Origin of the sequence: Bacillus sp. EAC (genome assembly GCF_002156875.1) — a bacterium.
Taxonomy (GTDB): Bacteria; Bacillota; Bacilli; order Bacillales; family Bacillaceae_G; genus Gottfriedia.
Window position 1 is genome coordinate 87,501 of the sequence record NZ_NCSY01000008.1, and the last position, 12,584, is coordinate 100,084.

Sequence of the window (12,584 nt, forward strand, 5' to 3'; positions counted from 1 at the left end):
TTGATACCGTATGGTATCAGTGGTAGGGGAGCGTTCTAAGGGCGTTGAAGCTAGATCGTAAGGACTGGTGGAGCGCTTAGAAGTGAGAATGCCGGTATGAGTAGCGAAAGACGGGTGAGAATCCCGTCCACCGTATGCCCAAGGTTTCCTGGGGAAGGCTCGTCCTCCCAGGGTTAGTCAGGACCTAAGCCGAGGCCGAAAGGCGTAGGCGATGGACAACAGGTTGATATTCCTGTACCACCTCATTTCCGTTTGAGCGATGGAGGGACGCAGAAAGATAGGGTAAGCGCGCTGCTGGATATGCGCGTCCAAGCAATTAGGCTGATGTGTAGGCAAATCCGCACATCATAAGGCTGAGTTGTGATGGCGAGGGAAATATAGTACCGAAGTTCCTGATTCTACACTGCCAAGAAAAGCTTCTAGCGAGGAAATAGGTGCCTGTACCGCAAACCGACACAGGTAGGCGAGGAGAGAATCCTAAGGTGAGCGAGAGAACTATGGTTAAGGAACTCGGCAAAATGACCCCGTAACTTCGGGAGAAGGGGTGCTCTTTTGGGTGCAAGCCCGGGAGAGCCGCAGTGAAAAGGCCCAAGCGACTGTTTAGCAAAAACACAGGTCTCTGCGAAGCCGCAAGGCGAAGTATAGGGGCTGACGCCTGCCCGGTGCTGGAAGGTTAAGAGGAGGGGTTATCCCTTACGGGAGAAGCTCTGAATTGAAGCCCCAGTAAACGGCGGCCGTAACTATAACGGTCCTAAGGTAGCGAAATTCCTTGTCGGGTAAGTTCCGACCCGCACGAAAGGCGTAACGATTTGGGCACTGTCTCAACCATAGACTCGGTGAAATTATAGTACCTGTGAAGATGCAGGTTACCCGCGACAGGACGGAAAGACCCCGTGGAGCTTTACTGCAGCTTGATATTGAATTTTGGTACAGCTTGTACAGGATAGGTAGGAGCCTGAGAAGCCGGAGCGCCAGCTTCGGTGGAGGCGTCGGTGGGATACTACCCTGGCTGTATTGAAATTCTAACCTAGAGCCGTTATCCGGCTCGGAGACAGTGTCAGGTGGGCAGTTTGACTGGGGCGGTCGCCTCCTAAAGAGTAACGGAGGCGCCCAAAGGTTCCCTCAGAATGGTTGGAAATCATTCGAAGAGTGTAAAGGCATAAGGGAGCTTGACTGCGAGACCTACAAGTCGAGCAGGGACGAAAGTCGGGCTTAGTGATCCGGTGGTTCCGCATGGAAGGGCCATCGCTCAACGGATAAAAGCTACCCCGGGGATAACAGGCTTATCTCCCCCAAGAGTCCACATCGACGGGGAGGTTTGGCACCTCGATGTCGGCTCATCGCATCCTGGGGCTGTAGTCGGTCCCAAGGGTTGGGCTGTTCGCCCATTAAAGCGGTACGCGAGCTGGGTTCAGAACGTCGTGAGACAGTTCGGTCCCTATCCGTCGTGGGCGCAGGAAATTTGAGAGGAGCTGTCCTTAGTACGAGAGGACCGGGATGGACACACCGCTGGTGTACCAGTTGTTCTGCCAAGAGCATGGCTGGGTAGCTATGTGTGGAAGGGATAAGTGCTGAAAGCATCTAAGCATGAAGCCCCCCTCAAGATGAGATTTCCCATAGCGTTAAGCTAGTAAGACCCCTGAGAGATGATCAGGTTGATAGGTCAGAGGTGGAAGCGTGGTGACACGTGGAGCTGACTGATACTAATCGGTCGAGGACTTAACTAACAAGTTTGATAATGACATTATCTAGTTTTGAGGGTACGAAGTACTCGAAATGAATATAAATCAGGTGATTATTGCGAAGAGGTCACACCCGTTCCCATACCGAACACGGCAGTTAAGCTCTTCAGCGTCGATGGTAGTTGGGGGTTTCCCCCTGTGAGAGTAGAACGTCGCCTGGTTAATTGAAAAACATCAGCTTATAGGCTGATGTTTTTTTGTGTTCAAGTTGAGAATTGACTCAAACGATTTCCGAGATGAAATGCAAGGACTAAGAGACTCCTGAGAGAAAGTCAGGCCACCTAGATTCAATAAAGTGTATGAACCAAAGGATAGTACGTCCACAGAGAGAGTGTGGATTTAAAAGGAAGTACCGTCAACTTTGACCAAGCTATGGGCTTTACGTGGTTATTAGGTTTGCTCATATATGAAAAAGAAAAAGCATTTACAATCATAAAGGAACTAAGGTTAAAACTGCGATATAAAAAACATCTTTAATTAAAATCTCAAAATGCAGCACCATATTAAAAGAATTTTCATATATTACAGAAAAATAGGCCATAAATTGTATAAAAAGTTTTTAATTTGCAAAACTAGTTAATAGACAAAATTGTTTAATCAATATAGCAGATTTTAAAAAAACTTTTCTGAGGAGGAATAAGGGTGAGTGTTTTAACAAAGTGTGTAATATGTGAAGAGAACAAAGAAAAAGGTATCCATGTAATACATGCATTTATTTGTTGCGAATGTGAAAAGGAAATAGTAACAACTGATACAAGTGAACCTGCTTATAATACGTTTATTGAAAAACTAAGAATTATTAATTCCGTGAAAGAAGAAATTGTGAACTAGTGATTTTTCGAATTTCATCGATATGCTAATTATTTCAAACAGACATTAGTTGTGGTCTAAGCGAGTATAGTAAGTTAAAATAATATTATAAGATGAAGGACCGATTATAAAATACAAGGTACCTCCACCATAGTTAATTACTTTGAGTTCTAGTTCCTAATTAGTAACTAGGGCTTATAGTAATGGTGAGTATTTGTATTAAAATCGGTTTTTATTTTGTGAAATAATAGTAAATAAAAATTAAAATTAATATCTTAAAAGTACTATAAATTAAATGTAAAATTGTCTATGTTGTAATATGTTAATATTCGATAGACTTAATAGAGTTAAAAAGGAAGCGTAAGAATAAATGGAAAATATGCCGCTAGTGAACGCATTAAAACACTTTGTTTCACGAAATACAATATCACTTCATGTCCCGGGACATAAAAATGGGAAGCATTCATATATAAATGAGTTAGAACTGCCAGATTTATTGAAATATGACGTTACAGAATTAAACGGTTTAGACGATATGCATTATCCATCTGAAGTTATTTATGAAGCCCAAAAACTTTTGTCAGATGTTTATGGAGCAGATGAGAGTTTCTTTCTTGTGAATGGATCGACCGTTGGGAATTTAGCATCTATTTTAGCCTTATGTAGTGAAAACGATGAAGTATTAGTTCAACGAAATTGTCATAAATCAGTTTTCCATGGTCTTTCAATTGCAGGAGTAAAGCCTATTTTTTTACCTTTAGATATAGATCAAGATTTAGGACAACCATTAGGGATAAGTACACTAAGAACAATGGATATTATTAATAGTAACCCGAATGTAAAAGCTGTTATTTTAACAAATCCGAATTATTATGGAATGTCACAGAATTTAGTTGAAGTGATCGATTTAGCACATAAAATGAATATTCCAGTCATTATTGATGAAGCACATGGCGCCCATTTTGTTATAGGAGACCCATTTCCAATTGATGCAATATCAATGGGAGCTGATATAGTTATCCAATCTGCTCATAAGACGCTTCCGGCGATGACAATGGGGTCATATTTACATATTAAATCGAACTTAGTAAGTGTAGACAAAATTAGAGAGATGTTAAGAATGCTACAGAGTAGCAGTCCTTCTTATCCAATAATGGCTTCACTTGATTACTCAAGAAACTTTGTAGAACAATTTTCAATCAATCATGTACGAAGACTTCAAAATACAATCAATCAATTTATAAAAGAACTGTGTGAGTTACCAGCAATAGAAGTAGTAACGACTAAACATTCTTCATATCAGCAAGATCTATTAAAAGTGACTTTAAAAAGCACATTAGGACATACAGGAAAACAACTGCAGGCCATACTTGAAGACGAAGGTATTTTTATAGAACTTTCAGATTGGGCACATGTCCTATTCATATTACCGCTAGACGAACAATTTAATTACAATGAATTGATAAACAGAATTAAAAATGCCACTTCTAAGTTAACAAGAGTTGAAAATGAGCATCCTCAAATTGTTGTACCAACCCTTAATAGTGAAGTGATATATAGTTATGCTTTATTAAAGAAAAAACAGAAAACCTTAAAAGATTTACAAGAATCAATCGGTGAAATTTCAGCAGAAAATATTGTACCATATCCACCAGGTGTGCCGGTTTTATTAAAAGGTGAGATAATAACAAAAGAGCATGTTGATTATATAGTGAAAATTTATCAATTCGGAATAACTATTCACAACCTATATGAAAATAAACAACTACAAATTGAAGTGCTAATCTAGGAGGGAAATGATTGAAATCTTTATTTATTACGTTTGAAGGACCTGAGGGTGCTGGGAAAACGACTATTATTAATATGATTACAGAAGAACTTTCTAAACGAGAGTTAAATTTTATTTCCACGCGTGAGCCAGGTGGAATACGTATAGCTGAAAGTATTAGAAATATCATCTTAAATCCAGAGAATATAGAAATGGATATACGTACGGAAGCACTTTTATATGCTGCTGCTCGTAGGCAACATTTAGCAGAAAAAGTAGTTCCTGCTTTAAAAGAGGGGAAACTAGTATTATGCGATCGATTTATTGACAGTTCTCTTGCATACCAAGGAGTTGGTAGAGGCATTGGAATAGATGAGATTTACCAAATTAACCAATTTGCAATCAATGGATTGATGCCGGATTTAACAATCTACTTTGAATTAGACCCTAAAATCGGCTTAAATAGAGTTCATCAATCTGATGAGAGGGAAGTAAACAGATTAGATCTAGAAGAATTAGATTTTCACATAAAAGTTCAAAGTGGTTACTCAGAAATAATGAATAGAGAACCAAATCGTTTTAAAAAAGTAGACGCATCCAAATCTATTGATGAAGTTTATCATAATACATTACAAATTATATTAGATAAACTAGCAGACAAAAAATAATTAACTTCGATAGTTAGATTACATGAACAATAAATTTATGAACTGGTATAATAGAGGAGAAATAAGTTTTGTACTTAATGGAGGTTCTTAAGTGAAAATCGATCAAAACTTAGTAGCAAAATTAAATAGTGAACGAAAAGATTTACGACAAACTCAAACAAACTCGACAAACTTCCAATCGCTAGTTCGAAAAAATGAATCAAAACTACAAATAGAACAATTAAATCGTTTAATTAGCGAGATAGAAGTTCAAGGAGAACGTTTAGCAAAAGGAAAAAATTTAAGAGATTTGGCTAGATTTAAACAATTAGTTAAACGCTTTTTAAAGGAAACAGTAGATCATGGAATGGATTTATCAGAGCACATTAGTTGGGGAGCTGGAGGATCAGTTTCATCCATGCAGATTGTGAAGTTAATTGATGAAAAACTAATCGAATTAACAGAGAATATGATGGAAAGCGAAAGTGAAAGCATCCATCTATTAAACAAAATTGGAGAAATAAAAGGATTATTAATCAATTTATATACATGAGTAGGTGAAACATGAATACATCTTGGGATGAACTAACTGAGCGTCAGCCAGTGGCTACAAAAATGTTAAAAAATGCTGTGATGAAAAACAGAGTGGCTCATGCTTATTTATTTGAAGGTCCAAGAGGAACTGGTAAGAGAGAGCTTGCCATATACTATACAAAGGTATTACTATGCGAAAATGTAAAAGAGGCAGCTCCTTGTGGGACTTGCCGAAACTGTAAGCGTGTCGATTCAGGTAACCATCCAAATGTTTATATCATTGAACCTGAAGAAACGTCGATAAAAAAACATCAGATTCAACAATTACAGGAAGAGTTTTCCAAAACAGCAGTAGAGTCAAACCGCAAAATATATATCATCGATCATGCAGATCGAATGACTTCGAATGCAGCAAACTCATTACTAAAGTTTTTGGAGGAGCCTGTTTCTATTACAACTGCTTTTTTATTAACTGAACAAATACAACAAATATTACCAACGATTCAATCCCGATGCCAATCAATACATTTTAACCCATTACCTATAAAATATTTCGAGGCACATTTAAATAATATTGATATACAACCTCAACTAATCCCACTACTATCAAGAGTTACCAATAGTGAATCTATAGCAGTCCAAATCGCACAAGAAGAATGGTTTGCACAAGCAAGAGATTTAGTGATAGAATTATATGAAGCATTAGTTACCACAAAAAAAGATAGTCTTTTAGTGTTACAACAAAATGTTTCTCGTCATTTTGATTCAAAAGATCAAATACAGATGATGCTAGATATGCTTGTATTAGCCTTTAAAGACATGCTATATATATATGCTGAGCAAGAAAAAAATGTTGTTTTCAAAAATGAAGAATCTTTAATGAGACAAGCATTAAACCGCTATTCATTAGAAAAGATAACGACTTGTTTAGAAATCATTCTTGATGCTAAAAAACGTTTAACATCAAACGCAAATATGGTGTTAGTTTTAGAGCAAATGATTATAGAGCTACAGGAGGGATTGTAGATTGTGTACGAAGTAGTCGGGGTACGGTTTAAAAAGGCAGGAAAAATCTATTATTTCGACCCAAATGGATTAACAATCCTTAAAGATACATTTGTCATCGTTGAGACGGTGAGAGGGATTGAATTCGGAAAAGTAGTTGTACCGAATAAAAAGGTTGGAGAAAATGATGTTGTCCTTCCTTTAAAAAAAGTTATGCGATTAGCTGATGAACATGATCGTACGATAGTTGACGAGAATAAACAATCGGCTAAAGAAGCTTATGAAGTTTGCTCAAGTAAGGTTATGCAACATGAACTAGATATGAAATTAGTTGATGTCGAATATACGTTTGACCGAAATAAAGTCATTTTTTATTTTACAGCAGATGGTAGAATAGACTTTAGAGAATTAGTAAAAGATTTAGCGGCGGTGTTTCGTACTCGAATTGAGCTTAGACAAATCGGTGTACGAGATGAAGCAAAAATGCTTGGTGGTATAGGACCATGTGGCAGAATGTTATGTTGTTCAACATTTTTAGGAGATTTTGAACCTGTATCGATTAAGATGGCAAAAGATCAAAATCTATCTTTAAACCCAGCAAAAATATCAGGACTATGCGGCCGATTAATGTGCTGCTTAAAATATGAAAATGATGAATATGAGGCAGCGAAAGAACAGCTACCTGATTTAGAAGATATCATTGAGACTACTGAAGGTCCTGGAAGAGTAGTTGGTTTAAACATCTTAGAACGAGTTATTCAAGTAGAATTGATTAAAAAAGAACGCGTTGTGGAGTATACCCTGGATGATTTAATTCACGAGGGAGTCGTTTCAATACAAACCACAGATTAAGAGGTGGTAAGATTGGACAAGAAGAATATATTCTTATCTCTTTCCAATATGGAAGAACAAATTCAAGATCTATCGAAACAGCTTAGTGACTTAAAACAGTATATTGCTGAGCTTCTAGAAGAAAACCACTACACAAAAATTGAGAATGACCATTTACGTCATCGCTTAGGTTTAGATCAACGTGTAGAAGAAAAAGAACAGATGAAAGACCCAAAGAAGAAAAAAGTTCAAAAAGACAAAGATCTTGGTGAAGGATACGATAATCTCGCTAGACTATACCAAGAAGGCTTTCATATTTGTAATCTTCATTATGGAAGTGTTCGTCACGATGAGGACTGTCTGTTTTGTTTATCTTTCTTTGATAAAAAGTAATATTAGGCTATTCCAGAAGAAGCGGGCGTTTACCTACTAATTGTAAACAATGAATATACAAATAATCATTGTTGCTAAGGTATTTGACGTAATTTCATATGGAATAGCCTCTTTGTATTCTTTTCTAGTTATTTATTGACTGAAAAGGTAATGATAAAAAGATAAAAATTAGTTAGAAGATCGAAAGGAATTAACTATGCTTAAGGGTGATGAACGTTTAGATTACTTATTAACCGATGATATGCGGATTATACAAAGTCCAACTGTATTTTCGTTTTCCTTAGATGCAGTTCTATTGTCGAATTTTACGTATGTGCCAATTCAAAAAGGCACGATTGTCGATTTATGCTCAGGTAATGGAGTAATTCCATTAATGTTACATAGAAGAAGCCATGCAAATATTATAGGCGTGGAAATACAAGAACGATTATATGATATGGCAAAACGAAGTATCGAATATAACAAATTAGAACAAAAAATTTCAATGATTCTTGATGATTTAAAAAATGCCCCTTCTATAATCGGAAGAGAATTTGTCGATGTTGTCACTTGTAATCCACCATATTTTCAAGATATCCCAACATCAGAACAGAACTTAAATGAACACTATGCGATAGCAAGACATGAAATAAAGACTAATTTAGATGAGGTAATAATTGCAAGCAAGCAGTTATTAAAGCATGGTGGTAAACTTTCAATGGTTCATCGTCCAGGTAGGTTGTTAGATATTGTTACGACAATGAGAAACCATGGAATTGAACCGAAAAGAATGCAATTCATCTATCCGAAAATGGGAAAAGAAGCAAATACACTTCTAATTGAAGGAATTAAAGGTGGTAAAGCGGATTTAAAGATTCTACCACCGATTTATGTATATGAAGAAAATAATGAGTACACATTGCCTATGAAGGAAATTTTATATGGAAAACAGTAAACATTATTTATATGTTTTAGAATGTAATGATGCATCCTTTTATGCCGGATATACGACTAATATTGAACGTCGAATTAAACAACACAATGATGGAAAAGGTGCAAAGTATACGAGAAGTAGAGTGCCTGTAAGATGTATATATCAAGAGGAGTTTTTATCAAAAAGAGAAGCGATGCAAGCGGAATACGCTTTCAAACAATTAACTAGAACGAATAAAGAACGATATATGAGAGAAGGAAAAAACAATGATAAAGAGCCAAAAGAGTTTTTTAAATGAAGAGATAGGATGTCTTTATTTAATACCAACTCCTATAGGTAATTTAGAAGATATGACCTTTCGAGCGGTACGCATACTAAAAGAAGTAGATTATATTGCAGCAGAGGATACTCGGAATTCAAAGAAACTGTGCAATCACTTTGAAATTTCTACTCATTTAGTTAGTTACCATGAACATAATAAGGAAAAAGCTGGGTTAAAAATTGTCGAAGATTTAAAGAAAGGTATGAAGGTAGGATTGATCAGTGATGCAGGTATGCCATGTATTAATGATCCAGGTTATGAGTTAGTACAACTTTGTTTAGAAGAAGGAATTTCAGTCATATCTCTACCTGGTGCAAACGCAGCATTAACATCATTAATATCTTCAGGTTTACCAACTGATTCATTTTTATATATAGGGTTTTTAGCTCGTCAAAAAAAGGATAAGAAAAAACAGCTCGAAACGTTAAAAGGGCAGCGTAGTACAGTATTATTGTATGAATCTCCACATCGCTTAAAAGAAACATTGCAAGCAATCGATGAAGTTTTAGGAAATCGAAAAATAGTACTTTGTAGGGAACTAACAAAGAAATTCGAAGAGTTTATACGTGGTTCAGTTAGCGAAGCGTTAAACTGGGCAATAAATGAAGAAGTGCGTGGAGAGTTTGTTATCGTTTTAGAAGGGGCTTCTGAAGAAGAAGCTAAAAACCAAGAAGACTGTTGGTGGGAAACTTTAACGATTAATGAACATGTCGACTTTTACATCAACGAAAAAAACGAAAAGAGTAAAGAAGCAATCAAACTGGTAGCTAAAGATCGTTCACTAAATAAAAGAGATGTTTATGCAGAGTATCATGAATTGTAAAATTTATAAAATGAAGTTGGCTGTCTAAGTAGTAAGTATTTCTCTTCTTTTTTTGCATCATGAGTTTAATCATATTTATTTAGTAAAAAGAAAGTACAAAAATTAGACAGCCTCTTCAAAATAGGATCTACTTTTCAGATAAAAACTGCTCAATTTCAAATTTTAACAGTTCTGCACCTTTTTTACTTAAAACAATTTTACCATCACTAAGTTCTAGATTTGTTTTTGAAATTTCACCAGTCATTAAACAAGTTAAATTTGGCTGGTATTTTTTAAGGACAATTCGATCTTCTTGAACAAATATTTCAAGTGTATCTCTTTCTGAGATGTTTAATGTTCTACGAAGTTCAATTGGTATAACGACACGACCTAGTTCGTCTACCTTTCGTACAATACCTGTTGATTTCATGTTTAGTCCTCCTATGCAAAGTATTTATTAAAGAAATTAATTTAATATCTTTAAGTGATCTGATTAAATATTGTCTAAAAACGTACTATTGTTTGAACATAACAAGAAAATGTATGTATATTTACGAGAAACAATAGAAATAGATGTTACTATTGTGTAAAATTTAACTTAGAAAATAAGCATGAAGAAGTAAATTGATGGAAAATGCAGATAACTTATTTTTCATTTTATAATGAAATGCAAATTCATGCGAATAATTTAGTGTCAATATTTAGAAATTATTTAAAGGAGGAGATTCTGGAATGAGTAATAAAACATTTTATATTACAACACCAATTTATTATCCGAGCGGAAAATTACATATAGGTCATGCATATACAACAGTAGCCGGAGATGCTATGGCTAGATACAAGAGGTTACAAGGGTTTGATGTCTTCTATTTAACAGGAACTGATGAACATGGTCAAAAAATTCAACGAAAAGCTGAAGAGTTAAACGTTTCACCCCAAGCATATTTAGATGACATCGTTGTTGGGATTAAGGATCTTTGGACGAAACTAGATATTTCATATGATGATTTTATCCGCACAACTGAAACTAGACATAAAGAGATTGTTGAGAAGATTTTTAAACAGTTACTCGATCAAGGTGATATTTATTTAGATGAGTATGAGGGATGGTATTCTGTACCGGATGAAACATTTTATACAGAAACGCAAATTGTAGACCCTCTTTATAATGAAGAAGGTAAAATAATTGGAGGTAAGAGCCCTGATAGCGGCCATCCAGTTGAATTAGTAAAAGAAGAATCTTATTTCTTTAAAATGAGTAAATACGCTGATCGACTTCTAAAGTATTATGAAGAAAATCCAGAATTTATCCAACCGGAGTCTCGTAAAAATGAGATGATTAATAATTTTATCAAACCAGGTTTAGAAGATTTAGCCGTTTCACGTACATCTTTTGACTGGGGTGTAAAGGTACCTGGAAACGCAAAACATGTTATATATGTTTGGATTGATGCGTTATCTAACTATATTACAGCTCTTGGTTATGGTTCAGATAATGAGGAAAACTATAAGAAATATTGGCCTGCAAATGTACATTTGGTCGGAAAAGAAATTGTACGTTTCCATACGATTTATTGGCCAATTATGTTAATGGCATTAGATTTACCATTACCTAAAAAGGTTTTTGCACATGGCTGGTTATTAATGAAAGACGGTAAAATGAGTAAATCAAAAGGAAATGTTGTAGATCCGGTTGTATTAATCGATCGCTATGGATTAGATGCACTACGCTATTACTTATTACGCGAAGTACCATTTGGTTCAGATGGAATATTCACTCCAGAAGGATTCGTAGACCGCATTAACTTTGATTTAGCAAATGATCTTGGAAATTTATTAAATCGTACAATTGCTATGATTGAGAAATATTTCGATGGAAATATCCCTTCGGTTAAAGGAGTATTTACTGCATTTGATGAGAATCTTCAACAAGTTGCAAAAAATGCAAGAGAATCTGTAGAAGAAGCAATGGAGAAGATGGAATTTTCGGTTGCATTAACAAATATTTGGCAATTTGTTAGTCGTACGAATAAATACATTGATGAAACACAACCATGGGTACTTGCTAAAGATGAAGAAAGAATTCAAGAACTAGCTTCTGTTATGGCGCATTTAGCAGAGTCATTAAGACAAGTGGGTATATTGTTAAAGCCATTTTTAACACAAACTCCAGCAAAAATATTCTCTCAATTAGGTTTAAGTGACGAAGCGATCTTGTCATGGAATAGTTTAAATGAATTTGGAGCTATTAATGAAGGAATTAAAGTTAAAAAAGGTGGACCAATATTCCCTCGCTTAGAAACTGAGGTTGAGGTTGCTTATATTAAAGAACAAATGCAGGGAACTGTAAAACCAGTTGAAGAAAAAATTGAAGAAGCAGTTCCTGAAATTACAATTGATGAATTCTTTAAGGTACAACTTAAAGTTGCAGAAGTAAAAGAAGCAAGTGCGGTAAAAGGAGCTAAAAAACTTCTTAAACTTCAATTAGATTTAGGCAATGAATCAAGACAGGTTATTTCGGGTATCGCTGAATACTATCAACCGGCGGATTTAGTTGGTAGAAAAGTAATCTGTGTTACAAACTTAAAGCCAGCTAAGTTAAGAGGCGAATTATCTGAAGGAATGATTCTTGCGGGGAGTATTGAAGGTAAACTTTCTCTTGCAACGATCGATCAAACTTTACCAAATGGTACGATTATAAAATAGTGTTACTAGGAAAAGTGTTTCGTGTAAAACTATACATGGGACACTTTTTCTTTTGTCATTTATTTTTCTGAAATAATTGTTATAACGTGATGAAATATGTAGTATTCTCTG

At 35.5% G+C, this 12,584-nt stretch carries 12 protein-coding genes and 2 rRNA genes (1 of these 14 only partly in view); 13 read left to right on the forward strand and 1 reads right to left on the reverse strand.

Translation table 11 applies throughout. The features are described 5' to 3' along the window. The 12 genes from B7R65_RS14525 to rsmI all read left to right on the forward strand — a co-directional run. A 23S ribosomal RNA gene (locus B7R65_RS14525) occupies positions 1 to 1,727 on the forward strand; it begins 1,212 nt to the left of the window's first position. 60 nt (positions 1,728 to 1,787) lie between these two features. After that, positions 1,788 to 1,903 (forward strand): 5S ribosomal RNA (rrf, locus tag B7R65_RS14530). Positions 1,904 to 2,384: 481 nt separating this feature from the next. Further along, positions 2,385 to 2,573, forward strand: coding sequence for a sigma factor G inhibitor Gin (locus B7R65_RS14535; protein WP_256941331.1), 189 nt, complete (start codon positions 2,385 to 2,387; stop codon positions 2,571 to 2,573). 349 nt (positions 2,574 to 2,922) lie between these two features. After that, positions 2,923 to 4,341: an aminotransferase class I/II-fold pyridoxal phosphate-dependent enzyme gene (locus B7R65_RS14540; protein WP_088043517.1), complete on the forward strand. Its 1,419-nt coding sequence runs from the start codon at positions 2,923 to 2,925 to the stop codon at positions 4,339 to 4,341. Between the two features lie 11 nt (positions 4,342 to 4,352). After that, a complete protein-coding gene (tmk, locus tag B7R65_RS14545) occupies positions 4,353 to 4,988 on the forward strand; it encodes a dTMP kinase (RefSeq protein ID WP_088043518.1) in 636 nt (211 codons plus the stop codon). A 91-nt stretch (positions 4,989 to 5,079) separates the two neighbouring features. Next, positions 5,080 to 5,520: a YaaR family protein gene (locus tag B7R65_RS14550; RefSeq protein WP_088043519.1), complete on the forward strand. Its 441-nt coding sequence runs from the start codon at positions 5,080 to 5,082 to the stop codon at positions 5,518 to 5,520. Between the two features lie 11 nt (positions 5,521 to 5,531). Then, positions 5,532 to 6,527, forward strand: coding sequence for a DNA polymerase III subunit delta' (gene holB / locus B7R65_RS14555; protein ID WP_088043520.1), 996 nt, complete (start codon positions 5,532 to 5,534; stop codon positions 6,525 to 6,527). Positions 6,528 to 6,530: 3 nt separating this feature from the next. After that, positions 6,531 to 7,358, forward strand: coding sequence for a PSP1 domain-containing protein (locus B7R65_RS14560; RefSeq protein WP_088043521.1), 828 nt, complete (start codon positions 6,531 to 6,533; stop codon positions 7,356 to 7,358). Positions 7,359 to 7,370: 12 nt separating this feature from the next. Continuing rightward, positions 7,371 to 7,730 (forward strand): DNA replication initiation control protein YabA, encoded by a 360-nt coding sequence (yabA, locus tag B7R65_RS14565; protein ID WP_142288258.1) that lies wholly within the window; start codon positions 7,371 to 7,373, stop codon positions 7,728 to 7,730. Positions 7,731 to 7,926: 196 nt separating this feature from the next. Next, a complete protein-coding gene (locus tag B7R65_RS14570; RefSeq protein WP_088043522.1) occupies positions 7,927 to 8,664 on the forward strand; it encodes a tRNA1(Val) (adenine(37)-N6)-methyltransferase in 738 nt (245 codons plus the stop codon). After that, positions 8,651 to 8,941: a GIY-YIG nuclease family protein gene (locus tag B7R65_RS14575; RefSeq protein WP_088043523.1), complete on the forward strand. Its 291-nt coding sequence runs from the start codon at positions 8,651 to 8,653 to the stop codon at positions 8,939 to 8,941. Before B7R65_RS14570 ends, B7R65_RS14575 begins: the two co-directional genes overlap by 14 nt. Continuing rightward, complete coding sequence (gene rsmI, locus B7R65_RS14580) at positions 8,913 to 9,788, forward strand: 16S rRNA (cytidine(1402)-2'-O)-methyltransferase (protein ID WP_088043572.1); 876 nt, start codon at positions 8,913 to 8,915, stop codon at positions 9,786 to 9,788. The genes B7R65_RS14575 and rsmI overlap by 29 nt, the downstream gene beginning before the upstream one ends. A 127-nt stretch (positions 9,789 to 9,915) precedes the next feature. Here the strand turns inward: rsmI and B7R65_RS14585 are convergent, their stop codons facing one another. Further along, positions 9,916 to 10,197, reverse strand: coding sequence for an AbrB/MazE/SpoVT family DNA-binding domain-containing protein (locus B7R65_RS14585; protein WP_088043524.1), 282 nt, complete (start codon positions 10,195 to 10,197; stop codon positions 9,916 to 9,918). 302 nt (positions 10,198 to 10,499) lie between these two features. On the opposite strand from B7R65_RS14585, the gene metG reads away from it, so the two are divergent. Next, positions 10,500 to 12,473 (forward strand): methionine--tRNA ligase, encoded by a 1,974-nt coding sequence (gene metG / locus B7R65_RS14590; RefSeq protein WP_088043525.1) that lies wholly within the window; start codon positions 10,500 to 10,502, stop codon positions 12,471 to 12,473. Positions 12,474 to 12,584 lie beyond the last annotated feature (111 nt).

What these genes read in the sequence shown, in the direction of transcription:
- B7R65_RS14540 (WP_088043517.1), top strand. Translation starts at nt 2,923, where the DNA reads ATGGAAAATATGCCGCTAGTGAACGCATTAAAACACTTTGTTTCACGA.
- B7R65_RS14585 (WP_088043524.1), bottom strand. Translation starts at nt 10,197, where the DNA reads ATGAAATCAACAGGTATTGTACGAAAGGTAGACGAACTAGGTCGTGTC.
- B7R65_RS14575 (WP_088043523.1), top strand. Translation starts at nt 8,651, where the DNA reads ATGGAAAACAGTAAACATTATTTATATGTTTTAGAATGTAATGATGCA.
- metG (WP_088043525.1), top strand. Translation starts at nt 10,500, where the DNA reads ATGAGTAATAAAACATTTTATATTACAACACCAATTTATTATCCGAGC.
- holB (WP_088043520.1), top strand. Translation starts at nt 5,532, where the DNA reads ATGAATACATCTTGGGATGAACTAACTGAGCGTCAGCCAGTGGCTACA.
- B7R65_RS14570 (WP_088043522.1), top strand. Translation starts at nt 7,927, where the DNA reads ATGCTTAAGGGTGATGAACGTTTAGATTACTTATTAACCGATGATATG.